Raw genomic sequence first — 26,096 nt, forward strand, 5'->3', positions numbered from 1 at the left:
TCAGCTTTCAAGTAAGGTCCGGGCGCGGAAGCGCTTGTTTTTAATCTTGTCGTTGTTGAGCAATGCCAGTGCGTGCTTGGCTTTGTTGGTTTTCACCGCGACATAGGCCCACTGTGCCTGCACTTTGATTTTGCCAATGTCGTCCATGCTCAGCTGCTGGTCGCGGGTCAAGGCACCAACAATGTCGCCGGGCCGCAGCTTATCTTTCTTGCCACCGTTAAGCTGCACGGTGACATAAGCAGCCACCAGCGGCTTCGCATCTGATTTGCGCTCGGGTAAAGGCTGCAGCTGAATTGGCGCAGAGAGGGTATCCTCCAGCAGACGCAATCGGTAGTCGTCTTTGATGCCCACCACAGTCACCGCCAGACCTTCGGCACCAGCACGGCCGGTACGGCCAATACGATGGGTATGGGTGGCGATGTCGTGGGCCAGATGCACGCTGATCACCAGATCAAGTTCGGCAACGTCTAAGCCGCGCGAGGCCACGTCGGTCGCCACCAGAATGCGGGCGCTGCCATTACTGAAGCGCACCATGGCCTGATCGCGATCTTTTTGCTCCATGTCACCGTGCAGGGCAATGGCGCTGTGACCGCGCGCAGCCAGGGTGTCAGCCAGGTTCTGGGTTTCGACTTTGGTGGTGCAGAACACCATACAGTTGCCAGGCTGCAGTTCGAGCAATACGCGCTCCACCGCTTCGGCCGCAGGCGTGTCAAGTTGCTGATAGAAACGTTGACGAATGGTGGTCTGAGTTTGCGTCGCGGCGACTTTGATGATGTCAGCATCGCGAGTCATTTGCTTGGTCAACTGGCGGATCCCCTGCGGGTATGTCGCGCTGAATAGCAGGGTCTGTCGGGCAGCTGGTAGCTTGGCGACAATACCTTTTAATTCGTCTTCAAAGCCCATTTCGAGCATGCGGTCGGCTTCATCAAGCACCAGGCTTTGCAGGCTGGCGAAATCAATCCGCTCCTGTTGCAGGTGATCAAGGATACGGCCGGGCGTGCCCACCAGAATATGTGCACCGTGCTCTAAGGATGCGGCCTGTGAGCGCGCAGGAACACCACCACAGAGGGTTAAGACCTTGACGTTGCCCATGGCCTTTGCCAACGCGCGAATCGCTTCAGCGACCTGCTCAGCGAGCTCACGGGTGGGGCAGAGCACCAGTGCTTGCGGTGCAAAGGAGCTGGTGTCCAACTTCGACAACACACCCAGCGCAAAGGCCACGGTTTTACCAGAGCCGGTTTCCGCCTGCACCACAACATCTTCAGCGCGGAGGATCTTCGGCAGACTATAGGCCTGTACGTCAGTCATTTGTTCGAACCCGGCATCCTGCAAGCTACTTAAGAGCGCATCGGAGAGCTTGAGTTCGTTGAAACGGCGCACGGCTGGTGTCGTTTCTGGCGAGTTTGCAGGGTTTGATTCTGACATAGTTCTGGTTCACTTATTCGGAGGGCGCGTCGCGAGGCACATGACGCTTAAAATTAGCGCAATAGTATAACAGACTCTCAGCTCCCCGCGATCTTATTGAAGCGTTTTGTCATCTTTTTCAGACAGTGTTCAAACCCGCGCCTCGAGCTCAATCTCGACCATAAATTCCGGCAACGCGAGACCTTTCACTTCCAGCCAGGAACCGGTGGGAAAGTGCTTGGTATAGAGCTGACTGCGATACTCGGACACCGCCAGAAAGGCGGCCATATCCGTGGTGAAGACATTCTCAACAATGACATGGTCGAAGGTGCAGCCATAATGCGCTAAGACCTTTTTCAGATCAGCATAGACATTTTTCATTTGTTGCTCGATGTCATCAACAGCCGTGGGCGCGCCCTGATCATCCATGCTTACTGCGCCGGAGATCTTAATTTCATCGCCGATTTTGACGGCATGCGTGTAACCATAAGCCTTTTCGACCTCTGGCCGTAATTGAAAGTAATCCCGTTCAATGCTCATCTGCGTTGCTCCTCAGAGTTGTTCGCCTAAGCGAGTCAAGAAGCATTTAATGTAGTCGAGGAAAGTGATCCTGACACTATTTAGTGCCATCCGGTCACTTATCGGTGTCTGCTGGTTCATTACTGTGGCGCGTTTCAAGCGCGCCGAACACTTGGCCGATGATGCTATAAAGGTTTTGCTGATCAAATTGATAATCGGTTTCCGTGTGCACGCGATGAACGAAGACAAGATCAGAGCTAGGGTAAACACCGAGCATGTGGATGCCGATGCCAGTATGAAAAAACGCAGGTTCGGGGCGTTGCTCGTTGGGGTTGATGACATTCCAAAGCATGCCATAACCAAAGTCCATGTAGCGATTGGTTAAGGAGTAGGACGTGGTGCTTTGTTCTATCCATTCACGTGACAAGATGCGCTGGCCATTCCATACGCCGAAGTTTTCGTAGAGCTGCCCGTAAAGTGCCATATCATATGCAGACATACGGAAATGGTACGCTGGGAATTTAGATAGCTCAGGTTCATATTGATAAAAACCATCCACTTCTAGCTGACTAATGTCGGTGTCTTCATCAATGGTTGTGTAGCTGCCTTTAAAATCTTGCATACCTAATGGCTTAGCAATTTCCCGGTAGAAGGCAGTGTAGATCGATTCGCCGGTCAATTTTTCAAAAACGGCTCCGGCGACATTAAAGTCCCAATTGTTATAGATGTATTGCTCACCGGGCTTGAACTTACCGCGTGGAGGCATGGCTGCGAGCATTCCTTCTGAGGTTGCGGCAGAGGGTAAGTAGATGCCCGAGCGCGATTGCAGCAACTGACGTATGGTCGCGGTCTTCTCGGCCTCGGTCAATGGTGTTGAATCATCAATGCCCAGTTCAGCCAAAGTAGTATCGAGGTTGATTACCCCGCGTTCGACGTAAATGCCGTAAAGCGAGTTCAGCATGGCCTTGCGAATGGAGTGAATGGTGTGTTTTTCATGGATGTCGCCATACTCAAACACGACTTCACCGGCCCGCATAAGGACCATTGACGAGGTTCCCGAGGTTTGCAGAAACTGCTCTAGCTCGTCGAGCTTATGGGCATTAAAGGATGCCTTGCTGTCATAACATATTGGATTCTTAATTGCGGCAACTGCACGGCGCAGAATATCCTGTTGGGCCGCAGCATTGTCCTCTGGGCGTCCGCCCAGGACGATCGTCTGCGAGTTACCAAGTGTGACTTCGGTCAGATTCTTCGGCAGCCCGGGCGCGATGGCATGACCTGCAGCTGGATAAATGATGGATGTCACCCGCGCTGCCGGTCCGACGGTCGCAAGCTGCGCTTGTATGGCCTGAGCCATTTCGTCGGCAGGCCAGAGCTGGTCATCCGCGCCGGCAAACAACAAAACTTCACCCTGAATCGAATTCACATCAATGCGAGCCGCCACGGCATCAGCATGTTGTAAATCCTGTTGAAAATAGCCTCGGCCAATAAAGCGTTGCGCGGAATAGTCAGGGTTGGAGTGGCGCGGCACAAAGGTGAGTGGCTGGCCGTTAAGGGTCCAGGCTGATGCTTGAGTATCGCCCACAGCTCCCCATACGTGAGAACTGGGCGCAATAGCCATCACCGGGCCATAGTCGCTGGAGTTCGCGCCGAGCAGTAAAGCGAGTTCTGCACCGCGCGAACTCCCCATAACCGGCACTTGCTGACACTGATTACGACTTAGCTGCGTTGAGGTATCGATATAGTTAAGCGCCGCATCAAAATACTCAAGTGGAATACTGTTAAGCGTTTCTTGCAAATTTGGCAGGCCAAAATAGCCGACGGCCAGCGCCGCAATGCCTTCTTCAGCGAGAGCTTGTGCGGTCGCTTGCGCGCCACCTAATCCGCCATCTGAGCCGCCTAGCACGATCACCGTTGGCATCGCACCTGCGCTCTCTTTCGGCGCAATTAACAGTGCCTGAAGATCGCTTTGGTCAATACGTTGCACCTGCAAATGCTCCGGATAGCCAGGCTCATTACAGCCGATTAAAAGGAGTGCCGAGGCCAAGAGGCCAACGCGAATACTATTAAGGGTCATGATTTTTCTCGGTTTTTTGTTTATTAGACCCACAGGCTGTTACAGAATCAAGCTGAATTTGTAAACAGGTGTGAGCGGAAATCGAGAGCGGAGGCACTATTGGGTATTATAAAAGGATGGTTGGGGAACGATGAAATGTGTATTCTTTAGCAGTCATAACACAACGTTAGCGCCATGGTAAAAGAACTTAACTCAATACAACTTGGTGAGTGGATTATCGAGCTTTCGAGTGGTCGGTGTCAGCATGCGCATGTATCTCATTCGGAAGCAGATAATATTCGGCTGGAGCCTAAGGCTTGCTTGGTGCTTTCTGTATTAGTGGAGAGTGCTGGGCAGGTGGTGACAAAAGACACGTTAATCGAACGTGTCTGGAGCGGAACTTATGCCAGTGGCGATACTATTACTCGGACTGTCTCAAGGTTACGTGCTGCGCTAGGGGATAAAGCCAAGGCTCCCAGGTACATCGAAACCGTACCAAAGAGAGGATACCGGCTGGTCGCTCCGGTAAAAACTGTTCAGCATGATACTCGTCCGGAATTAGCCTCATCTGGCGCGGTTGGCAAGCGAAAGCTGACCGTCATCACTCTTCTTTGCTGCCTTGCTGCAGTCGTGCTCTTGATTTGGCTCCTGCCTCAAACTGAAAAGGACGAGCGGGGCGCTGACCGGTTGCAGCAAGCAGATGATTTCTACCATCAAATGCGACTCGCTGATAATGAAATGGCAATGACGCTCTATCAGCAACATCTCGCGTTACAGCCCGATTCAGCCAGAGCTTACGCAGGCTTGGCTAACGCGATAGTGCAACGTGTTATGCGCTGGTCAGGCGAAGATAAAGCCTTCATTTCTCTTACCAAAAGTCTGGAGGATGGCGTTTTAGCTGAGCCCGCAGCACAAGAGGCAGTGAGACGTGCGGGCGCGTACGCGCAACGGGCAATGGAGTTGGAGCCAGAGAATGCCGCTGCGTTGAAAGCTAAAGGCTTTGTGTTATCGGCGCAAGGGCGGTTCGAGCTCGCTATCACCTTTTACGAACAAGCTTTAGCAGTATCGCCGCAGGCTTGGTCTGTATTGCTTAACCTTGGCGAATTAGCCAGTGCACAAGGTGATACAGAGAGTGCCAGGGAACATTACAAGAGCGCCTTTAACGCAATGATGGTTGCTTACACCGACAACGAAGTTCAAATAAGACCCTGGATAAGCGACGTCGCTGAGCTTATCGGTAGCCTCTATCTTCAGCAAGCCAATTATGCGCAAGCCGAGTACTGGTATCGCCAGGCACTTCATTACACACCATTGCACGAAGACAGCACACTGGGTTTGGCGCGCCTTGCTGCCGCAGCTAATGATAGCGAGCAGGCTCTGGCGCTATGTCGTAACCTTAATCAAAAATTAAAGACAAGCCATGAGTGTGACGGCATTGTCAGGGTTTTGTCCGAATAAAAAGAGAGGTTTGTCAGGATGTTCGCGCCGTGGTTTTGTAAACTCGTTGCCTGACTCATGATCGGTAACCTCCTTATGCACACCATTAACTATTGTCTATTCACACTTTTACTTTTAGCTGGGTTTGCCTCGGCTGACGCCAGCAACCTACATTCACCAGATGAACTAAAAGAGGACTTTCGCCAGCTCTACGAAAAGCTGGAGAACGCGAGCTATGACCTCTATGCACATACACCCAAGGCCACATTTCAAAGCTACTTTGATGCAGAACTTGAGAAGCTTGATAAGCCGCTCACCACGCTCGAAGCACATAAACTTTTTATGCGTTTCACAGCGTTGGCTCAAATCGCCCATACTAAAATCGACTTCCCAATTCAGGCGCTTAGAGAGTATTTATCGAGTGGCGGTAAATTATTACCTCTTTCGGTCTCGATACGTGGCCATGCAGTCTATGTCGATGACTATTACGGCACCTCGGATAGCGTGTCGGCGGGTGATGAAATTCTGACGGTCAATGGTGTTGATGCCGCTGTCTGGATAGCAGAACTACAACACTATGTTGCTGCTGATAATGACTATCTGCGTGATGGTGTTACTGAGCAAAGCTTTGCGCCATTGGTCTGGTTGCATCATGGCGAGCAAGCTGAATATAGCTTGAGGCTGCGTCGAAAAAATACTGGTGAAATCTATTCCCTGAAACAGCCCACGCTTGCTTTTGAGCAACATTCAGACGGGATCAGACAACCTCATGAAGGTTCCTCTGGTCCAGCCCGTGAGTATAAAATTATTGATGGTGTTGGTTACTTAAAACCCGGCCCCTTTTACAACATTGAAGAAGGCTCTGGCGATGACACATGGAACACTCAGTTTTTTGAGAAATTTATAGACGATGCCTTTAGCCACTTTGTAAGAGAAGGCGTGGACAATATTCTGATAGACCTACGTAATAATCCGGGCGGCTCAAATAGCTTTAGTGATTTGATGATTGCCTGGTTTGCAGAACGCCCCTTCAAGTTTGCCTCGGACTTTAAAATTAAAGTTTCTGAATTATCCCGACAAGCCAATACTGAGCGCCTGGAAAACAGCGCGAATCCAAGCGATATTAATGGGCAACTCGACAGATTTTACGGGACTTACAAAAATGGGGAAATTGTCTCATTTCCACTTACTGAAACTCCACCCAACCGTCGGGAAAGAAATATCGCTCATCTTCCAGTGGCGATATACGCACTCATCGATAAAACCTCATACAGCAATGCGGTTTCTGTCGCTGCTATTATTCAGGATTATGAGTTTGGCCTGGTTTTAGGGCAGGAAACTGCTGATTTAGCGACGACTTATGCCTCAATCGAGCATTTCACACTTAAAAATACAGGTATTCAGGTGGCGTATCCCAAAGCTTTAATCGTTCGCCCTAATGGTGATACCGAACCATCAGGCGTGGTTCCTGACCAAGATATCAATAGCCTTGACCAAGCGCTTGACTATATTAAATCGCAGTAGCTAAGCGCTGCTTCAGTGAGGCTGCCGGCTTACGACACAGCCTCTTTAGGTTCAGACGCAACAGGTTTGGTTTTATGTAAGGCATAGCCGATAAATCCGCCGTAGACGTCTATCAGTATGTGCAGCGCGATGGCCACCCAGAGCGATTCGGTTAGGATATAGATGATGCCAAGAACTAAGCCTATGATCGCGGTACGCAAGACGTTGCCCCAGCCTTGATACAAGTGGCAAAGACCAAATAGCAGACTTCCGACAACTAAGCTGAGAATTACGCCGAATACGTTGCCCAGCACGCCAATGATGAAGCCTCTGAACAACAACTCTTCGCAGACTCCAGCGGAGACCGATAGGCCCAGCGTGAACCAGCGCAGCTCTTTACTGGTGGCAGGTACCATCCAGTCGCTATTTTGCGCGGCATCACGAAACTCGTCCAGTTTCTCAGGATGACTCAGCAGGGCATAGATAGAGTAAAAGAAATAAGCAGAAACGGCGAGAACCAGGCCAGCACCGATCCAGTTCGATAAGTTACCTTGCCATACTAACCCAAGCTCAGATGGCGATAGTCGGCCGCTAAATAATAACGCCAGCAGCACCGACGTTGGTATCCACAGAAAAATAATAGCTTCCTTATAGGCGCGGAGTTTTGTTTTCCTGCCCTCGATGATGGCAACTTTGACTTTGTCGGACTCCCAAAGACTGTATACCGGCATCGCTACGACGAGTAACAGCATGAACCATTCAGCCGCTTGTATTTGCATGACATTTCCTCATTTTGCATTCTTTGTTGATGCAGAAAGATTAATCACTTGCGGTTCATAAATAAATGTATTAATAGTATAGAAAAACTAAACTAAAGGTTTACACGTGTTACACCCAAGAGATCTAAGCGTGTTTTGTCAGGTTGCAGAGACCGGCAATATGTCCAGAGTTGCGGAAGCCGAGTCAAAGACGGTGATGGCGATCAGCAAACAGATCGCGCGGCTGGAAAGCGAACTCAATCAAGCGCTGTTTATACGAACCCGCCGCAAACTGGTTCTCACTGAATTCGGCGCCAAGTTTAAAAAGAAATCTGAGGCTTTCCTGGAACATTACAAGGAACTGGTTCATTGGCGAGAAACTAGCGAGAGCTCGGTCACCGGTGAATTGCGTGTCGTCTGTCAGGCGAACGATATCGTCAACGAGACGCTGGTACCCTGGATGGCTGAGTTCACTGCAAAGTATCCGGAGCTTGGCATTGCTTTAGATGTCAAAGAGTCCGTCATCGACATTATTGATGATGACTACGACGTATTCTGGGCTGTTGGCGATTATCTTGGACAACGGTATCCAGGTTTGAAGCGCAAGGCATTATGGGCGTCGACCTATGGAATATTTGCCTCGCCTGATTACCTAAAGAAAATGGGCACGCCTAAAACCGTTGCCGATCTCGAGCGACATAAGGTGATCGGCTATTTGCATAACCAACCCAGTAATGTGCTTATTGCAAGGGGCGTCGATGGCCAGCCCCAGTATGTTACGCCAAACTGTCAGATTAAAACCGTAGCCGGGCATTTAGAGTTAGCAGAAGCCGGACTCGGTTTAATTAACCTGCCAGTTAATACAGCGGCAATGCAGGAAATAATCAAGCAGGGACGGTTGTGCCCAGTCCTTCAGGATGATTGGTGGGAGGGAGCTGAGGTCTACGTTTACTACCACCCGTCCAGACCGATCCAGGCTAAAATTCGTGCATTCTTAGACTTCTTTATCGCGAAGCGACATGAATGGGAGTTTTAGCCGGGCTAAGAGGCCTTTGCTATTCTAGTTACAGAGTCGATGGCGGTGCTTTTGTTGGAATGCTGAGTTTCCCTTAAACGCCATGACATGAACGGCATTCTCGTTAGCCCTCCTTAGTCTGCGAACCAGATATCACCATACGTTTTCACAAGACCATGCTGGTCGACATCAAGTTGAGTCCGAAAGCCGCTGGAAGGGTTATGGTATTCATATAAATTAGCTCCGAGGCGAGTGTAATATTGCTCGACTGGAACGATGCTGCAGTCATTTGGCCGAGACCAGGCTGCATGACAAATTATGGTTTCATTTATCTCAGGCTGCAGGCGTCGAATGGGCAGTGTATTGGTGGCTGGAGTAAATCCGAGATCGATGTCGTCGGCCCCATTAAGATCCGGTAGATAAACCCGATTCTGGTACCATTTGCCTTCGTTGTCTCGTGAGAAGGTTAACGGTGCCATTCGGGAGTGTTGAATGCGAACCTCCTTCGTTTGCCAATTAGGGTCGCAAGTAATTTGATAGAGCCACTGAGCTGAACGACTTGATTCGGTGATGGTTACATCGCCTTCCAAGAGCCAATGAGCTTGTTGACGAATTAATCGGAAGTTTTCAGTGCTGTTTAATTCCTCACTTCGCCAACAGACTTCAGCAATAATGCTCATCGGTTTTCCCCTTCGATAAAAATCGATACTGTATATAATCACAGTTATGATGGCAATGGTCGTTTATCGCTGCGGGGCATAAGCTTATGGCAGAGCACATATCGGAAGTCTAAGTAGTTAATTTTTGGGTATACTGATTTTTGATCGTCGATGATTTTGTTCAGGATTTGCGGGAGTAATAATGATTGGTATTCTTTTGGAGTTCGAAGTTAAGAAGGGCTTTGAAGACAAATTTTTAAAAGCCTGGGACGAAACCACAGAAATTATTTATCGCAATTTTGGCAGTCTGGGTTCTAGGTTGCACCGCGAAGAAGATGGCCTTTACGTAGCTTATGCTCAGTGGCCCAGCGTAGAGGTGTACGAAAGTGAGCAACATTGGTCTGACGAGGATTTATCCGTGCGGGAAGCTATGCGCGCGACGTTAGTGGGTGGCAAACCGAGGTCAATACGCAGACTTTCGGTTGTGTCAGACCTTTTAAAAAACGAGCAGGCCTGATAGTGATAAGTGAGAGCATGTTTTCTTCTATCGGCTGCTCATCTATTTTCCGGTTTGGGTTACGCAGACTTTAAAAATACTAAGCGTTCAGGAGCAAGCGATGACTATGCGAGTCGCTTTAAAAGTTTTATTGGTTTGGGCGGGGATCCTTGTCCTGGCTATTGCCAACGGATTACTGCGCGAGTCTGTACTTCTCCCCACATTCGGTACTCCTGCCGCACTCGTACTAAGCGGATTGATACTCTCAGGCTTGATCCTTGTCGTCGCTTATTTGTCGCTTCCCTGGCTGCAGCTTAAAAGCAACGCTCAGCTTTTTATAGTTGGGATAAGCTGGCTCGCGCTGACGCTTGTTTTTGAATTTTCATTCGGGCTATGGCAAGGCAAGTCGTGGCCTGAGTTGCTTGAGGCTTATTCATTTAAAGACGGCAATATCTGGCTTGTGGTTCTTCTGGTAACAACTCTTTCGCCTTATGTTGCGGCTAGGCTGAGAGGGTGGTGGAAGTGAGCGTGGGAAAGGGTGATTTTACTGGATGCTCAAGTAACTGAGTGTTGTTCTGAATTGTTCGCGTCGGAGGCTACGCCGGCTGTTGGCTGACAGCGAATTGCGCTCTAAACACAGTCGGCCTAACTGCAATAACTGCCCTTCATTAAGGGAGCAGATTTTTAAGGAAAAAATAATGAAATTTGGTTGGCTGTTTTTTGGTCTCTTATTTCCGGTGGTTGCTTTTGCTAATCCCGACTTTGTGAAAGTTAAGGGATATGACCTCGAATATGAGATTGCAGGAAGTGGTAGTGAAGTTATTCTTTTGGAGGCTGGCGGCAGCGCAGGCATGTCTGACTGGGAACCTGTTTTTGAAAGACTATCAGAGCACGCAAAAGTCATTCGCTATTCTCGAGTCGGTAATGGTAACTCTACTGCAATCAAGCAGCACTTTACTTCGCAAGACTACGCTGAACAAGCTAGCGCTCTGCTAACCGAACTAGGTATTCAACAACCTGTCATATTAGTCGCTCACTCCTATGGGGGAAGTGTTGCACGAGATTTTGCGGCAGCTTACCCCGAGCAGATAAAAGCGCTGATGATGTTAGATCCCTCGTCCGAGCATGATGTTGATATTTTACGCGCTATCGACTTAGAAAAGGGCAACGAAGAAATTGCTCAAATCAAACTCGCCGATATGGAAGGTGGCATGTCCAATCAATATTTGGACTTTTGGAGTAAGCGGCCGTTACCCGATTACCCACAAATTAAAGATATGCCAGTAACCGTCATTACTTCGGTAAAGAAAATGGAGAACCCACCGAACTTATTCTTCACTGATCAAGGAAGAAAAATGTGGGGTGAGCTTTGGCAGAATTGGACGACCGCGTTTCCTCAAGGTAAATCTGTTTTAACTGAAAAAAGCGGTCACTTTGTACAATTGGATGAGCCTGAGTTGGTCATTAGTGAGCTTTTGTCATTGATGCAAAAGCTCGAGAAGTAGTATCACAACGTCTGCTCAGAGCGAGGAACGGAAGTTAATTTGTTCAATTCTGTTTCCCCTTGCTATCGCAAAGTTGTAGGGTATTCGGGTAGGTTGTCGCGGGCGATTAACCCGACTAATTTTAGCCTTTGCCGAATCTAAGGAAAGTCATTTGAACCTTCGAGAAAGAATTTTTAGAGGTACCTTTACCTTGATATTTATTATCGCTGGACTCTTATGCCTAAACCAAAGCCTGTTTTCGTTCTGGGTTGCAGGCGGTCCACAGAATGATGTTGCAAACGCTTGGTATCAAAACGGTCTTATTTGGGGTTGGCGTGGCCTAGCATTATTAGTTTTGAGTATATTTTTCCAGTTCAGATGGCAAAGCTTACGTTCGAATTGGATAGCCAAACTGGTAACGATAATTGTAATCCTGGGCGGACTATATCCCTATGCGAAGGAACAGCTTCTCATCGACTCCTGTCTTGATAGCGGTGGAGCATGGTCAATAAGGCACTTCGACTGCAGAAGGTAAATAATTACAAGAATGATGAAGGGTTAACGTCGGTAATTGGCACTCTGCAGGCATGACGAAGGTCCGAAGCGAGCGATTAGCGGACCTTGTGTTTGCTCTACCCAGCCCAAATACTAAGTTACAACTCTGGCCTTTATTCTTTCGGCAGGAAAACGTGCTCATTAGTATCAGGCTCTACCATATAATTGGTTACTTCATTCTAACTGGTGTGGTAATTTAAAAATTTCATAACAATAAATATTCTAGTGCATCAATGCGCTAATGAGTGATAAGGAATACCCATGGACATAAATGCAACATTAGTTGGGCAAACAATAATTATTCTAGCGGTTATTTTTGCAATTGCAGGATTCTACTTAGGTAAACGAAAAACTGAAACGCCTATTTTAGTGTCTATTCTTGCTTTATTCTCCGCTTTGATGCCTCCAATTGGTTTGATTTTCTTGATGGTTCTCGCATTGAAAAAAGATCTACCTTCAGCAAACTAAATAATTACAGCTCTTGTGGAACATCAAGAAACTTAATTACCATTTAAGGCTCTTAACGGAAATAGCGCCAATAAAGGTATCGGTACTGACGTGTCCCCCTAAATTAGGGTCAGTGATTTTTAGTGTGTCTGTGGATAATAGCCTTAATCAAAGCTGGTGTTACTTGAGGGGAAAGGTCACTCTCGGAGAAGAGCAGACCTCTGAACCCCACATTTCCGTGCGCAGTTTTGTAATGACCATTTTGCTTAATCTAAAGTGATCACTTTAGATCTTGAATTGCCAGGTGTCGGTAGCGGTGAGCTAATTCAAACGATACCCGACGAACGACTCGCATGACACGGTCTGCGTCAACATCATTAGGTGCGTGGATGACTAAGAACGTACAACCGTCTTTTGCGGCTTTTAAGTGCTTTTTCTCATAATCATCACTGGCTCCTAACTTCGCTAGGGGGCCAGCGTCTTCAAGATGGCTTTTCGCTATGGAGGCAATTTTATCGGCTTCGTAAAGCTTGCACTCAGCTTCTTCGTATCCGCCGGTCATTAGATCTTCTTGTACCTTGCAGGCATCGTCCTTTTCCGGAAACGCCACGACGATATAACCCGTTGGATAAAAAATACCAAATTGCGTTGGTACATTCTCTTCGTTACTCATACCCACCTCCAAATAAAGATCGATAATTAAATTTGTCTACTAACGACAGCTCTAATTTCCTATCACTGACTTAACATTAGACAAGAAAAGAGCAAAAAACCAATAATATTATAGAGATAAGCGTGGCGCTGCTGGCAGCAACCGGCCATGAGAAAGAAAAGAAAGCGGACACAGGGCCGAGCAGAGTGCTGCTTGCAGCGCGATAGCACACCAACGAATGAAATAAACTGCAGCGCGCGCCTCACTAAGGTAGAATGTGCATTCTTATCACTAATGGGATGCACATTTATACATGACTTTTTCTGAACTCGGACTTTGCCCTGAAATTCTTACCGCCCTTACACGTCAAGGTTATACAGAACCAACTCCTATCCAAGCGCAAGCGATTCCAGCGGTACTCGCTGGTAATGACGTGATGGCTGCGGCACAAACAGGAACGGGTAAAACCGCAGGCTTTACCTTACCGATTTTAGAAAAGCTCAAAGATGGCGAGCGCGCCAAACCCAACACGGCGCGGGTATTGATCCTTACGCCGACGCGCGAACTTGCGGCGCAGGTGGGTGAGAGTGTTGCAACCTACGGTGCTGGCCTCTCGTTAAACTACGCGGTCGTCTTTGGCGGTGTGAAAATTAATCCGCAGATGATGAAGCTGCGCAAAGGCGTGGACATCCTCGTCGCCACACCAGGTCGTTTGATGGACCTGTACCAGCAGAACGCCGTGCGTTTCCCGAAATTAGACGTGTTAGTGCTTGATGAAGCTGATCGCATGCTCGACATGGGCTTCATCCACGACATTAAGAAAATTATTAAGTTGTTGCCGGCCAAGCGCCAGACGCTGATGTTCTCGGCGACCTTCTCCAATGATATCCGTACACTGGCGAAGAGCCTGGTTAACAACCCGGTAGAGATCTCAGTAGCGCCGCCAAACTCGACCGCAGAGCGTATCGATCAGATCATGTACGCGGCTGCGAAGAGCGAAAAACCGCGCATGCTGATGCAATTGCTGCGTAATCTTAATCTACCGCAAGTGCTGGTGTTTTCACGTACCAAGCATGGTGCCAACCGCTTGGTGAAGCAGCTCGACGCCGATGGTTTCCTGGCCGCCGCGATTCACGGCAACAAAAGTCAGGGCGCGCGCACCAAAGCATTAGCGGACTTCAAATCAGGCAAGGTTAACGTACTGGTCGCGACCGATATTGCCGCGCGTGGACTCGATATCGAAAAGCTGCCGTACGTGATCAATTACGATCTACCGCAAGTCCCTGAAGACTACGTGCACCGCATTGGCCGTACCGGCCGAGCAGGGCAGGTTGGTCATGCGATTTCATTGGTGATGGATGAAGAATTTAAAACCTTAAAAGCCATTGAGAAGCTGATCGGCCAGCCGATAGAACGGCACAAACTGGAAGGTTTTGCCGACGTTCAACTGACCGGCAAAACGCCGCCGCCAAAGCAGGGTCAACGTGCCCCGCGCGCACCGCGTAAACCGCAGGGTAGTGGCGGCAACAAGCGTTCGGGTGGCAACGGCAACAGAGGCCGTGATGCCAGCCGCAGAAACAATCCTCGCAAGGGTGATTAAGCTTAGAAATTGTGCCTGAAGTGCGCTGAAGCACTTCAGGCATCATTAAATCAGGCTGGTAGAAACTATCCTAGATCTCTTCCAGGCTCTCTTTGGGCTTGGAAATGTAATAGCCTTGCACGAAATCGATGTTGAGCCACTCCAGGATTTGATAGATTTCTGCGTCGCTAACGAACTCGGCGATGGTTTTAATACCAAGGCTATGCGCCATGTCGATAATGCTCTTGGTTATCTTGCGGCTGCTGTCATCCTCAGCAATCTTTTTGATGATTGAGCCGTCGATTTTTATAAACTCAGGCTTAAGTTCCACCAGATAGGCAAAGTTCGAGTAGCCACTGCCAAAATCATCAATCGCAATGGCGGCCCCAGCCGCGCGAAGACTACCAAAGAAGTCTTTCACTGCGGCAAATTCCTGAATGGCTTCACTTTCCGTAATTTCAAAAATCACCCGCTCGCCACCACTGCGGTGGAGCTCCCTTAATATGAATTCGGTGGTGGCTTCATTAAGGATATCCCGTATCGACAGATTGATAGATATTTTACAGTTATGAAGGGCCAGCGTTGCCATTGATTTACTGAACATGGTACGTGTGAGTACGCCGTAGTAGGGCGTTTTTTTTAATGAGTCGAGAAATAACCCGGGAACCAGAAATTCACCGTTTGGCATTTTTACCCGTGCCAAAGCTTCAAATTTACGACTATGTTCAGAACAATTTACGGCTCTGATTTCCTGAAAAAATGGAACCAAGCGGTCCTCTTTTAATGCCGATTTGACCTCTTCAATCCAAAAGTAAGAAGCTTTGACATCGTTTTGCTCCGTCTTTGCCACAATCTGTGAGCCGTAGTCGCAGTGTTTCGCCTCATCCAAGGCACTCTCTGCCAGGATCATTGATTTGGCATAAGACTCGCCTATACCGACGCAGAAAAAGACTTCGTGTATATCGTCATCGACCTGATAGACAATTTCTTCCAGCTCGTTTTTTAGATCCTCGCAGATTTTATTAAATTGCGATTCATCGCATCCAGCGTTCATTCTGATACTGAACGATGCACCAGAGAGATGATAAACATTGAGGTCATACTTTTTGGCGGCTTTATGCAGGGCAGTGGCAATGCTTTTGATCAGTTTATCGCCATGGCTTATGCCCCAGTATTCATTGATAATTTTCAAATTACGTACGTCAAAAACGCCGACTTTACTGGTCTCCTGTTTTTGCAGGTCCATCAGTAGTTTCACCCGATTAGGTAGCCCGGTCAGCGGGTCGTGGCTTTGTTCCTGGATGGTGCGCCGCGCTTCGACGATATTGGAGACATCATTTCTGATGCTTAGAAACTCCTGGATCAGGTTGTTTTCGCCGATAATGGGGACAATGGCGGTTTGCACATAATAAGAGCGCCCATTCTTGCGTCTGTTCTTTATCAGGCCTTTCCAGGGCTTGCCACTGTTAATGGAACGCCATAAGTTAGCGAACACCTTATCAGGGGTGTCAGGATGGCGTACCAGCGCATGAGTGTTGCCAATTAACTCATCTCGGCTATAGCCACTGACCTCCTCGAATTTTTCGTTCACATAGGTGATTTTGCCTTGCGTATCTGTAATAGAGACGATGGAATTATAATTAAGCGCTTTTTGTTGTTGCTCGAGAAAGTTAATGGTGTCTTGCAGCTCGCGGGCCGTTGTTCTGGACAGGTGCGCTAGTGATTTTAAAGCGCTGGGTTCAAGGCGTTTTTGAGTGGTGTCAGTTGTCGCTTCAGGTAACTCCTGACCTTCCGATAAAAACAGCAGGGTCGTGCTCAGGTTGAGCATGTGGAAGTCACTGTCCGCGGTATAATATTCACCGAAAAAGAAGCCCCCGCTTGCCTTGAGGTCGCGGCCCACCTTAGACATTTCAAGACTGACATCGCTATCAAGATACGACTTTCTGGCAGCACAAGAGAATATCAGTGTGGCGACGTCGGCTGCGGCTTCATATGCCGGTGTTTGATTTATCAGCTCCTGTGGATCGGCAAAAGACAGCATAACTTTGTCGCCGACCTCAAATTTACCGCCAAAGGCAATACCATCATCAATCCGGCCAATAGCTGAGCGAAGAACACTCATTTTGGGTCGCTGAACCAGGAAAGGAAACTCCATCACACTAATGGGTAAGTTGTCTAAGGTAAGTTTGCCCAGATAGTTTTCGTAAATCTGAGAGATAGGCTCATCATCCAGTTCATACAGCACGTTATCTTCAGCTTTGGTGACGGTGAACTGAGGACCAACGCCACTCCAACCTGTTATCGATTCTTGCCTTGCCATCAAGTTATCACCAGACAAGATAGCCATAACGGAGCCGCTGGTGAAGATCTGTTCGCCCAATATGGTGTAGGTCTCGTTAAACTCAAAATTATCCGCGGCATTACCGCCGGCAATAATGGTTGAGGGGAGGCGCTGTTTGAGCTCTGTGACAAACTTCTCCGGACAGTCCGCCAGGGGATTGGCAAACATAATCATCACGTCTGGTCGTACGCCGTCTAACTTATCTTTTAGTACCGATAATTGAGCAGGTGAATGGTCCTCTAAACGGACGAGGCTGGCCGTTGTTCCTTGTTCGAATACCAGGAAATTCAGTAGCAAAGTTTGTTCGGCGATCTGACCCTGAATGATCTCACCGGCGGTGGACGCACCAAATAGTGAGAAACCTGGCAGATACTCTTTGAGCAAACGAAGAAATGGCTTCACCTCATGCCGTCGACGGCTTGAAAGGATCTGCAATAGTCCGCTATGTTCGCGCAAAGCGTTGTCATTAATAAAGTTTTTAAACGCTTCCTCATCCTTGAAGGTATACGAATATTGCTGCATAAAAATTCTCTTTTCCAACTGAGTTGGACTGGAGACTTCTTTAACCGCAAGTAATGCGCTCTTCCAGCTCCACTAATCCGCTTAATTTCCTAAGCTTTATTGATACGAAGTTGGTTCCGTAAAAGGATTAGTTTTTTCTAAATTAATTTTATTAACATATACAAGATCTCTGACGGTGGCGATTTGTTTTCGGCAAGCAGCCATAAAACCACGTTAAATGAAGGGTTATTCTTGCTTGGATTAATAAAATAAAAATCAATGTTTTATCCTGGTCTAGAGTGGAACACAGTATTATTTTTACCATCGACGGCTAAACTTTCTCAGTAAACTATCTCAGCAAGTTACGATTTAGCTCATTGAGGAATCGTTCAAACATAGCGGGGCATAACTAGCATGAGCATCAACGACATAAGTTCAAATTCTGATTACGCAGAAGAAACATTCACATTTGCAGAAGTCAGCGAGTTGTCCGGCGACGTTTTACTTGAATTCGGAGCCCCCTGGTGTGGACACTGTAAGGCTGCAGCCCCTGCAATAACAGAAGTTGTCTCTGAACACCCAGAGCTGCGCCACATTAAAATCTATGACGGCAAGGGCAAACGACTTGGCCGGGCGTTCAAGGTCAAGCTTTGGCCGACACTGATACTCCTGCGCGACGGCAAGGAAGTGGATCGTGTGGTGAGGCCACTGCGCGCTGACGAGGTTCGCCAGTTGATGTCGAACCTCAGCTAAGAGCCCGTGAGGAGGCGTGTATTTTCGGTTTGATTTCCCCACGGCACTCGAAGTCAGCCTGAAACAAGGACGTTAACGTACGCTTCTGACCACTTCTGGTGTCAGTTAAGAATTATGAGCTTTGTATAATTGCAACCATGTAATTAAAAAGTTAAAGTTCTGTTTTTAAGGCTTACATGGAGAGTTTGTCGTGCAGCGTTCCTTAATTGTTCTCGCTAGCATCTTAGCTTTTTATTCAACCCCCGCAGAAAGTTGTTCATTTCGTATCAAGGGTGGCGATCTGATCCGTTGTGGTATGACCAAAATTGAGGTCGTGGACAAAATTGGTAACCCCGACAGGCGCAATTGGCAATCCCTCGGCGTCAATAGCGGAAACGGTCGTGGTGGAGTTTCAGCCGAAGCTTGGTCCTACATCGTTCGCGGCGATATCGGCGGTGAGCATTACGTCACAGTCCTCTTCTCCGGCAGTAAAGTCGTGGAGATTGAGTCACGGCAGGCCCGGCGGTAATGGCGGGGCTGAGCGAAGAGCAAACCTTCAACTTTCGACTTGCTTTAACTAGTGACCAGCCATCTTGTTATTAGTATTGTGTCACGCCAACGATCTCCGGCGCGCTTCACTCAACAACATTTTGAATTTTGTTATTGTCCTGTTTGTTTAAGTCGTTTAGTGTTAAAAACACAGAAAAAATAAATTAGAATAGTGCGCCTTAGCGCGAGCTAAGCATATCCAATCCTTTTTTATTTAGAGAGTGTCAGGGAATAAACTTTTTACTATTTTCGGCAAACTAATGTCTAAAAATTTAAATTGTTCGAGCAGCATAGTTTCCACTCACAATATACAAATGTTAGTTAGCCTTAGAAACTCTAAGAGGACTTTAAGATGGCAAAAGAAGAGACTGTAGCTCCATTAAACGAGACCATTCAAAGAACTCTAGAGTTTAAAACTGACGAGCTAGTGACGAGAAATGACTGGGGCTCAATTAACTTTGAAGACGCCAGAGAGGATTTAGATAGAATCTTTGCCATCATCAAACACTTGGATATTCTTCCTTTAGAGTACCTGACAGATCAAGCTGTAAAGCAAATTCATCAGGCGTTAAATCAAGTTAATGAGGTACTGAAAAATCTCAATAACTTTTCATTGGATCAGGGCACACCAGTCCAAATTAGAGACCAATTAGTTCACGAGATCCACAATCAGGCTGACAACTTTTATACGATTGCTACACCTTGGATTCCATTTCTGGCTTATCAAAAAGGCGATGTGGCACAAAATATCTCGGTCTTGACTTCGTCTGTTCGAGAAGCCAATGACCTAGTCGAATCTGCCAAAAGCGATATCGAATCCAAACATAATGAAATTAACGAGATCGTTGTAAAAGCAAGAGAAGCTTCCGCTTCCGCTGGGGCAGCTGTGTTTACGAAAGATTTTGATGGTGAGTCTTCAACATTAAAAAGTAGTGCCGAGAATTGGTTGATTGTAACAGCGGTACTAGCTTTGGCGACAATTGGATTCGCAGTTTTGTTATGGTGGATATCTGAACCGACTGATAGTCCCTGGCAAGCTGCGCAGAAATTTGGCGCGCGAATCATCATATTAGTTGTTTTATTTACGGCTACTTTATGGTGCGGCCGCATATACAAAGCTCTCATGCATCAAGCAGTTACAAATCGCCATAGAGCTCTTTCATTGCAAACTTTTCAAGCGTTTTCAGCAGCTGCAAGTGATGATGATACTCGCAATGCAGTGCTGACCGAAACTACGCGTTCGATTTTTGCATCAAGTGCATCTGGTTACATCGACTCTGAAGCAGGTTCAGAATCTCCTCTCAAAATTATTGAGATTTCAAGAGCCATAAGTGGAGGGAGTGAATCTAGCTAACAAGAGAAGCAGTTCTTGCTATGTCAGCATGGGAATCTCTATCTTTTCGAACCGCTGTTGTGAGCGCTAGTATAATAGGCGTTTAGAAGGTGTTTAGAAAAATTAGGCCTTACCAGGAGGCGGAAGCGTTAAGGTTAAAATTCAGTGCGTTAAAGTATGAGAAAAGAGCTTTGACGCAGCAACTCTTAACTGGAAACCGTCGCGCCGAGGTGATTTAGGTAGCTTTATGGCATCAGAGAAGAATCAATTTGGACTCAAACGGCAGATTCCTGCGAAGGTAAAGCGGGAAGTTCGTCAACGCTCAAAGTTCGGCTGTGTGGTATGTCGAAACGCTATTTATCAATATGAACATATCTTACCTGAGTTCAAGGATGCAAAAGAACATAGCGCTGATCGCATAGCGTTGCTTTGTCCAACTTGTCACACAAACGTCACCAAAGGGCGAATACCAAAAGAAGTTGTTCAGCGGAAGTATGAGCAAATTCAGAGAGAGGAACGTACTGCTCCTCCTCGTGATACAGAGTATTTTGTAAATCATTATCAAAACCTTCAGGTTAAGATAGGTGCGAGCCGATTCATCGAACATCAATCAATAATAAATATCGACGGGGCTGACGTACTTTCATACAGGAAAGATAAATTTACTGGGCGCTACTTAGTGACGGGGATCTTTTTCGACCAGAAGGGAAGTAAGTTATTCGAAATAATAGACAATGAGTGGATTGGCTCCACTGACATTTGGGACGTTGAGCAAGAAGGTAGGCGTTTGGTTATTAAGAGCGGGCTTCGCAATGTGGTATTTGATGCTATTAAGAATGAGGAAAACTCCACTTTAAAAATCAACCGATTAAACATGCATGTTCCGCCGTTTCATATCATTGTTAATCAGGAACGTCTTATTGTAAGACAAAGTGCTATCGACTATTCAAAGGCGATTGATGTTGAGATTGAAGGAGATTTTACGCACGGAGATTGTGCGATCTATTTAGACTCTTCGCAAACAAAAAAACCGGAACAAGGGCAATTGCAAATAGTTGGAGGAAAAGGGGTTTGGCTTGACGGAACCGGCATATGGTTCGGGTTTGGAAATATAAGCGCGTTAATTTACAAAGTAGCGCTCTGGAATCATGGTTGCGATGTGCGTAGTGTTAGCAAAGTTAAAAAAAGTATAGTTCCATTAGCCGACCAAAACTACTTCGTGATTGGCGAGCTCGAAACGAGAATCAGAAAGTATCCTAAATGGAATGAAGAGCTTTACTTTTTGAACGGACAACAACTTGATTCTAAGCCTTATTCTTGGGGCGTAATTGACTCTGATGAACACAATCACACCGAGCTTTTTCATATTTCTAGGCAAGAGTCAGCTGATTTAGCGCTGAATGAAGGTTTTATTGGTTTTTATGCAGATGACGTTATAGAGCAAGAGTGGTCGGATAAAGTATTTGAGGTCGAAGTAAAGACCGAAGATGAGTTTGGTAATACTTTTGCCCAACGAGTGAAGGTTTCAAATATTAATGGTCGAGAAGTTATTAGGCGGACAAATCCACAAACTCAAAAGCTTTTTCACCCACAAGAGTTTGCCGGAACTTGTCCGTGGCGAAAAAATAGAGATTAATCGCTAGTAAAGAGGCTGCGATAGATATTGAAAACCTAGACTAAATGGAATACGTGAGCAGCACCCCGTAATTTCAGGAAGGATACGCAACGAAACTTCCCAAGATGGCCTGCTGGCAAACTAGGGGACAGTTGCGCCTGTAATCCCCCCATTTTAAGCAGCAGTTATTCGCAGAGTTAATGAACCGCTCGCGTTAATTGTTTGGGCGAAATGCCTCCGAGGGTGTGGTCACTCACGTTGGGGGTCAGGCCTTACCAGTTGCTGTAGACTTTTCTGGTAGAGTGGTCACAATTTTTTATCAAATCAGGCAACAAAAATAATGAAAAGTCTATTCATCGCGCTGATTGCGTGTCTTCTTGCAAGCGGCAGTGCGCTCGCGCAAAGCAAAGCTGAGAAAATACATGCACTCATGAATGAAGCGCATGCGCGTGGTATTTTTAACGGTAATGTACTGGTGGCCGAGAAGGGTACTGTCGTTTACGAAAACGCCATAGGTTTTGCCGACGGCAGTCAAAAGCAAACGTTGAAAATGGATTTACGTTTCAACATTGGCTCCATGGCAAAAGAGTTCGACGGTGTTGCTCTGATGATGCTCAAAGAGCAAGGCAAGCTGTCACTGGACGACAAAGTTTCTGATTACTTCCCTGAACTGCCGCCATGGTCTGAGCGTGTGAGCATCCGCAACCTTATCCAATACACCAGCGGGTTGCCTGCGCCAGATTATCCAACAGAACCGCTGGATGATGACGTGTGGCAGTTTCTGCAGACATTGGAACAACTCGACTTTGAGCCAGGAACAGCATACGGCTATAACAACCACAACGTGTTTTTGCGTAAACGCATTGTCGAAAAAGTCTCAGGTACATCGTTTAACGAATTCGTTGAACAGTACATGCTCGCGCCACTTGCGATGGATTCCGCTGACATCGATCTGGCGGCTGACGCTGAAAAGTTCGCCAAAGCATTTAATAACAGGTTCATCGAAGACGACTACACCCCTTATATGTCAGGCTGGGTGCAACTGACAGCCAAAGACTTATATCGTTGGGTGGAGGGCCTGCACTCGTACCAGTTGATCAGTAAAGACTCGCTGTATGAGCTATTCGCTGGCTACAACGGTGAGCAAACGCCACTAGGGCATAGTCTTTTTGATGGCGAAACCTTGGTTTACCATTATCATCATGGCTCCAGCTATAATTTTGAATCCTCGTTGTATCACAACCCTGGTGAGCAGTTTACGGTGCTATTGCTGACCAATAATAAGAACTTCAATGTTGGAAGTTTGACCAACGCTATCGATGCCATTTTGCGAGGCAATGAATATAGCGTTCCGCTAGCCTCTATCTACATGAATCTTCGGACCCGCATCTTCTATGATGGCTATGAAAACGCCATGCAGTGGTATGCCGATATCTCCAGCAACGAGCGCGCGACCTATGATTTCTCTAATGAACTTCGCGAGCTGACCAAGACTGCTGATTATTTGGCTGACGAACAACGCGGCCGCGCAGCACAAGCGATAAAGCTCTACGAGTACATCGTTCAACAGTTTCCGGCTTCTGCAACCGAGCATGCGAAACAGCAAATCGAGGTGTTAGGTCACCTGTAAGCTCCCGAGGTGATGGAGGTAACTTGGATTGAGACATTGCAGTGTTGTGAGTCGCAAACTATAACTAGTGCAAGCCCTTCGTGATGAGAGCGCGTCACTATGAACTCAACGAACACTGCCACTTCCGAGGAACAACTTAGGAGGGGAGGATGGCACAAATCTCAGGCATGCGCTTTGCGCTGATCGGCGCTATCCTCATTGCCATAAGCTTTGGTTTAGCTCGCTTTGCGTTTGGTTTGTTTATACCGCAAATACGCGATGACCTTGGCATAAGCGCTAATACCATCGGTGTTATCGCCGCGCTTCCTTTGATCAGTTTCGTCATCGTCAGTTTGGTTGCCCCCTTAGTCACCAAATACTTTGGTGCGCGTAACACCACCGTTTTATCGGCTTCGTTTAGTGTTCTCGGTCTGGCTCTCATTAGTCAGGCCACTGGCCCGATTAGTCTCGGCATAGGAGTCTTCGCCTGTGGGATCTGTACCGGATTAATGATGCCAGCGTTAACCTCGGCTATGCAGGCGTTGGTCGATCGTTCTATCCATGGGCGCGTCAGCTCAGTCATGAATGCGGGGACTAGCGTTGGTGTCGTGCTCTCTGTGCCGGCTGTCCTATTTTTAGTCGGTGCATGGCGCTATGCCTATTTATCATTCACGCTAATAGCCATTCTTGGTGTTGTTCTTGCCTGGTATTTGATTCCCTCGATTTCCAGGCTCACTCCCGCAAATGCAGCGCCGCCCCCCAAAATTACCGTTAGGCAGTGGTGGCGTCTGTTAAAGCTAGCCTTGTTTGCTTTCGCCATGGGCTTTATTGCTTCAGCTTACTGGACGTTTGCGCCGGATTTAGCCACCAATTTGGGCTCATTATCATCCAGCCAAAGTGGTTGGTTATGGTTGGCATTAGGTATTGCAGGCTTAGGCGGAGCAATTGTCAGTGACCTCGCAGACAGAAATAATCCTGCTATTACGCACGCACTTATGCTGATGATGTTAACCACCAGTTTAACTTTGTTGGCCGCCAGCCCAAGTCAAGTCTATCTTGCTGTTTTTTCGGCCTTTATCTTTGGCTTGTCCTATATGAGTTTAACCGGACTTTACTTAATGACGGGTATTCGCTTATTGCCGGGACGTGTGTCGATGGGACCTGTGTTGCCCTTTTTGGCGTGTGCCTTAGGCCAGGCAGCAGGGGCGCCTCTTGTCGGCGTGCTCGTCGGTGAGCTTGGTTATGCCGAAAGTTTCTCTATCTTTGCAGCGGTGGGAATTGTTATCGCGCTGATATCGCCATTTTATCCTGGCCATAGTGAAGAGGAGACGGGTATACCTGAAGATGAGACCGGCCTTCAAGCGGCCTTTGACTATCAGCTTCAGGATGAAGAAGGGGAGCCGCTGGAGACGGCGAGCATTGAGCAAGAGGACAATAAAGGTGAGTCGTGATGCTCGCTCGCTGCTGTCATTTATCGCTATCTTTCATTCATCGCTAACTTTCAACAATGGCCGCAAATCATCCAGCTTATCAAACAGGTGCCAGATGTAGTTACTGGTGCCGTTCTCGCGATGCGGGTGCAGGTCGGCAAGCGCAGGATCATCGCAGTAACTCTCGAAGGCTTCTTTTGACTCCCACTCAACCAGGATTAGCACGGTGCGCGGGGTGATGTCGCCTTGTGCGGCTTCTCTGAACTTGCCGAGTGAGATCACTTTGCCGCCGTGGGTTTCAACTTCTTTCGCAGAACGACGTGCATAGGCGAGGTATTCGTCTTTGTTCGCAATATCAAAAAGATTAAGTGCGTAAACAGGCATGGGTGAAGCTCCTTGTTGGTTTTGTTCGATGATACCTATAATTCATGAGCCTGTCGCATTAACGTAAATCAGCGTTGGCAATATACTGCTCGATCTATTTTAAGTGTCGCGCTATGTTGGGCTATGATTTTGCACAGTATTCTTATCAAAATGAATTAAAGGAGAAAGCACCGCAAATGGACAATTTCATGCAAGCCGCCATCGACGAGGCGAAAAAAGGACTGGAAGAGGGCGGTGTGCCGATTGGCTCGGTCCTTGTGCATCAGGGTAAGATTATTGGTCGCGGGCATAATCGTCGTGTGCAAAGCGGCAGCCCTATTCTGCATGGCGAAATGGATGCCTTTGCTGATGCTGGACGGCAGCCCGCTTCTGTCTATAAAGAGTGCGTGATTTATACCACGCTCTCACCTTGCTGTATGTGTTCAGGTGCCATTGAGTTGTACGGCATCCCGCACGTCGTGGTGGGTGAAAACCAGACCTTTATGGGCGCTGAAGAGCGCCTGCGCGCAGCTGGCGTCAAAGTTGAAGTGTTGCAGGACCCAACCTGTATCGAGCTGATGACAACATTTATCAACGACAAGCCCGAACTTTGGTTTGAAGATATCGGCGAATAGTGTTGCAGCTAGCGAACTATTGCGAGGGTTTTAGCGTAACTAATCCAAACTCTTAAGGGGAAATCATGATGTTTGGATTATTTAAGTCGAACCCAACCAAGAAAATGCGTAAACAGCTGCAGCAACTTCAGCAAAAAGCCATGGAAATGCAACGCAATGGCGATATCCGCGGTAGTTCGGATATCAGCCAGGAAGCGGATGAACTGTGGAAGAAAATTCAGGCGCTGGAAGCCAAACAGAAGTAGACGATAGGCGCGGGTTTACCGCGCCGATATCCCACGGCTAGCTTTGGGAATAAATTACTTCTATATAAATGTTCACCCCATATTTAGAGTTGCTTGATTTAGTTAAGATTTAATTACCTTAGATCAGCGCAGCTGCATCAATATAGCATTGTTGTGTTGCGCAACGCGCAACATTAAAC

General features: G+C 47.5%; 24 protein-coding genes. 16 read left to right on the forward strand and 8 right to left on the reverse strand.

The genetic code is table 11. The features are described 5' to 3' along the window. From dbpA to J6J28_RS04040, 3 genes are all read right to left on the reverse strand, one after another. Nucleotides 1–1,425, reverse strand: a complete 1,425-nt coding sequence (gene dbpA, locus J6J28_RS04030; protein WP_301720034.1) for an ATP-dependent RNA helicase DbpA — start codon at nucleotides 1,423–1,425, stop codon at nucleotides 1–3. A gap of 129 nt (nucleotides 1,426–1,554) precedes the next feature. After that, nucleotides 1,555–1,944 (reverse strand): RidA family protein, encoded by a 390-nt coding sequence (locus J6J28_RS04035; RefSeq protein WP_301720035.1) that lies wholly within the window; start codon nucleotides 1,942–1,944, stop codon nucleotides 1,555–1,557. A gap of 94 nt (nucleotides 1,945–2,038) precedes the next feature. Next, nucleotides 2,039–4,000, reverse strand: coding sequence for a serine hydrolase (locus tag J6J28_RS04040; protein WP_301720036.1), 1,962 nt, complete (start codon nucleotides 3,998–4,000; stop codon nucleotides 2,039–2,041). 174 nt (nucleotides 4,001–4,174) lie between these two features. Here J6J28_RS04040 and J6J28_RS04045 point away from each other — a divergent pair, with 174 nt between their 5' ends. Then, nucleotides 4,175–5,437: a winged helix-turn-helix domain-containing protein gene (locus J6J28_RS04045; protein ID WP_301720037.1), complete on the forward strand. Its 1,263-nt coding sequence runs from the start codon at nucleotides 4,175–4,177 to the stop codon at nucleotides 5,435–5,437. Nucleotides 5,438–5,512: 75 nt separating this feature from the next. Next, nucleotides 5,513–6,940: a S41 family peptidase gene (locus tag J6J28_RS04050; protein WP_301720038.1), complete on the forward strand. Its 1,428-nt coding sequence runs from the start codon at nucleotides 5,513–5,515 to the stop codon at nucleotides 6,938–6,940. Between the two features lie 29 nt (nucleotides 6,941–6,969). Here J6J28_RS04050 and J6J28_RS04055 read toward each other — a convergent pair whose 3' ends face one another. Then, on the reverse strand, nucleotides 6,970–7,698 hold the full coding sequence (locus tag J6J28_RS04055; protein ID WP_301720039.1) for a CPBP family intramembrane glutamic endopeptidase: 729 nt from the start codon (nucleotides 7,696–7,698) through the stop codon (nucleotides 6,970–6,972). Between the two features lie 130 nt (nucleotides 7,699–7,828). Here J6J28_RS04055 and J6J28_RS04060 point away from each other — a divergent pair, with 130 nt between their 5' ends. Beyond that, nucleotides 7,829–8,713 carry a LysR family transcriptional regulator gene (locus J6J28_RS04060; protein ID WP_301720040.1) on the forward strand — a complete coding sequence of 295 codons (885 nt, stop codon included), beginning with the start codon at nucleotides 7,829–7,831 and terminating at the stop codon, nucleotides 8,711–8,713. Nucleotides 8,714–8,826: 113 nt separating this feature from the next. On the opposite strand, the gene J6J28_RS04065 is transcribed toward J6J28_RS04060, so the two are convergent. Beyond that, nucleotides 8,827–9,372, reverse strand: a complete 546-nt coding sequence (locus J6J28_RS04065; protein ID WP_301720041.1) for a putative glycolipid-binding domain-containing protein — start codon at nucleotides 9,370–9,372, stop codon at nucleotides 8,827–8,829. 181 nt (nucleotides 9,373–9,553) lie between these two features. On the opposite strand from J6J28_RS04065, the gene J6J28_RS04070 reads away from it, so the two are divergent. The 4 genes from J6J28_RS04070 to J6J28_RS04085 all read left to right on the forward strand — a co-directional run bounded on the left by J6J28_RS04070 (nucleotide 9,554) and on the right by J6J28_RS04085 (nucleotide 12,354). Further along, nucleotides 9,554–9,868 (forward strand): antibiotic biosynthesis monooxygenase family protein, encoded by a 315-nt coding sequence (locus tag J6J28_RS04070; protein WP_301720042.1) that lies wholly within the window; start codon nucleotides 9,554–9,556, stop codon nucleotides 9,866–9,868. 100 nt (nucleotides 9,869–9,968) lie between these two features. Then, nucleotides 9,969–10,373: a hypothetical protein gene (locus tag J6J28_RS04075; RefSeq protein ID WP_301720043.1), complete on the forward strand. Its 405-nt coding sequence runs from the start codon at nucleotides 9,969–9,971 to the stop codon at nucleotides 10,371–10,373. A gap of 172 nt (nucleotides 10,374–10,545) precedes the next feature. Continuing rightward, nucleotides 10,546–11,352: an alpha/beta fold hydrolase gene (locus tag J6J28_RS04080; RefSeq protein ID WP_301720044.1), complete on the forward strand. Its 807-nt coding sequence runs from the start codon at nucleotides 10,546–10,548 to the stop codon at nucleotides 11,350–11,352. Nucleotides 11,353–12,147: 795 nt separating this feature from the next. Continuing rightward, entirely contained in the window at nucleotides 12,148–12,354 is a 207-nt protein-coding gene (locus tag J6J28_RS04085) for a hypothetical protein (protein ID WP_301720045.1), read from the forward strand. 259 nt (nucleotides 12,355–12,613) lie between these two features. On the opposite strand, the gene J6J28_RS04090 is transcribed toward J6J28_RS04085, so the two are convergent. Beyond that, the gene (locus tag J6J28_RS04090; protein ID WP_301720046.1) at nucleotides 12,614–13,006 is read right to left on the reverse strand and encodes a hypothetical protein; all 393 of its coding nucleotides are present in this window, start codon (nucleotides 13,004–13,006) and stop codon (nucleotides 12,614–12,616) included. 292 nt (nucleotides 13,007–13,298) lie between these two features. On the opposite strand from J6J28_RS04090, the gene J6J28_RS04095 reads away from it, so the two are divergent. Beyond that, nucleotides 13,299–14,585 carry a DEAD/DEAH box helicase gene (locus J6J28_RS04095; RefSeq protein WP_301720047.1) on the forward strand — a complete coding sequence of 429 codons (1,287 nt, stop codon included), beginning with the start codon at nucleotides 13,299–13,301 and terminating at the stop codon, nucleotides 14,583–14,585. Nucleotides 14,586–14,655: 70 nt separating this feature from the next. On the opposite strand, the gene J6J28_RS04100 is transcribed toward J6J28_RS04095, so the two are convergent. Beyond that, nucleotides 14,656–17,427 (reverse strand): sensor domain-containing phosphodiesterase, encoded by a 2,772-nt coding sequence (locus J6J28_RS04100; protein WP_301720048.1) that lies wholly within the window; start codon nucleotides 17,425–17,427, stop codon nucleotides 14,656–14,658. A gap of 393 nt (nucleotides 17,428–17,820) precedes the next feature. On the opposite strand from J6J28_RS04100, the gene J6J28_RS04105 reads away from it, so the two are divergent. The 6 genes from J6J28_RS04105 (at nucleotide 17,821) to J6J28_RS04130 (ending at nucleotide 24,695) form a co-directional block, all read left to right on the forward strand. Beyond that, a complete protein-coding gene (locus tag J6J28_RS04105) occupies nucleotides 17,821–18,159 on the forward strand; it encodes a thioredoxin family protein (RefSeq protein WP_301720049.1) in 339 nt (112 codons plus the stop codon). Nucleotides 18,160–18,349: 190 nt separating this feature from the next. Next, entirely contained in the window at nucleotides 18,350–18,667 is a 318-nt protein-coding gene (locus J6J28_RS04110; RefSeq protein WP_301720051.1) for a hypothetical protein, read from the forward strand. A 372-nt stretch (nucleotides 18,668–19,039) separates the two neighbouring features. Further along, nucleotides 19,040–20,041, forward strand: coding sequence for a hypothetical protein (locus J6J28_RS04115; protein WP_301720052.1), 1,002 nt, complete (start codon nucleotides 19,040–19,042; stop codon nucleotides 20,039–20,041). 226 nt (nucleotides 20,042–20,267) lie between these two features. Next, nucleotides 20,268–21,656 carry an HNH endonuclease gene (locus tag J6J28_RS04120; RefSeq protein WP_301720053.1) on the forward strand — a complete coding sequence of 463 codons (1,389 nt, stop codon included), beginning with the start codon at nucleotides 20,268–20,270 and terminating at the stop codon, nucleotides 21,654–21,656. Nucleotides 21,657–21,975: 319 nt separating this feature from the next. Continuing rightward, a complete protein-coding gene (locus J6J28_RS04125) occupies nucleotides 21,976–23,265 on the forward strand; it encodes a serine hydrolase domain-containing protein (RefSeq protein WP_301720054.1) in 1,290 nt (429 codons plus the stop codon). Between the two features lie 149 nt (nucleotides 23,266–23,414). Further along, the gene (locus J6J28_RS04130; protein WP_301720056.1) at nucleotides 23,415–24,695 is read left to right on the forward strand and encodes an MFS transporter; all 1,281 of its coding nucleotides are present in this window, start codon (nucleotides 23,415–23,417) and stop codon (nucleotides 24,693–24,695) included. A 33-nt stretch (nucleotides 24,696–24,728) separates the two neighbouring features. Here the strand turns inward: J6J28_RS04130 and J6J28_RS04135 are convergent, their stop codons facing one another. Beyond that, the gene (locus tag J6J28_RS04135) at nucleotides 24,729–25,058 is read right to left on the reverse strand and encodes a DUF1330 domain-containing protein (protein ID WP_301720057.1); all 330 of its coding nucleotides are present in this window, start codon (nucleotides 25,056–25,058) and stop codon (nucleotides 24,729–24,731) included. A 176-nt stretch (nucleotides 25,059–25,234) separates the two neighbouring features. On the opposite strand from J6J28_RS04135, the gene J6J28_RS04140 reads away from it, so the two are divergent. Together J6J28_RS04140 and J6J28_RS04145 are read left to right on the forward strand one after the other, a co-directional pair. Next, a complete protein-coding gene (locus tag J6J28_RS04140) occupies nucleotides 25,235–25,672 on the forward strand; it encodes a nucleoside deaminase (protein WP_301720058.1) in 438 nt (145 codons plus the stop codon). Nucleotides 25,673–25,737: 65 nt separating this feature from the next. Then, nucleotides 25,738–25,917 (forward strand): DUF6435 family protein, encoded by a 180-nt coding sequence (locus tag J6J28_RS04145; protein WP_301720059.1) that lies wholly within the window; start codon nucleotides 25,738–25,740, stop codon nucleotides 25,915–25,917. The last annotated feature ends 179 nt before the right edge of the window (nucleotides 25,918–26,096 follow it).

The sequence above is a fragment of the Pseudidiomarina terrestris genome (assembly GCF_030466375.1).
GTDB classification, from domain to species: Bacteria; Pseudomonadota; Gammaproteobacteria; order Enterobacterales; family Alteromonadaceae; genus Pseudidiomarina; species Pseudidiomarina terrestris.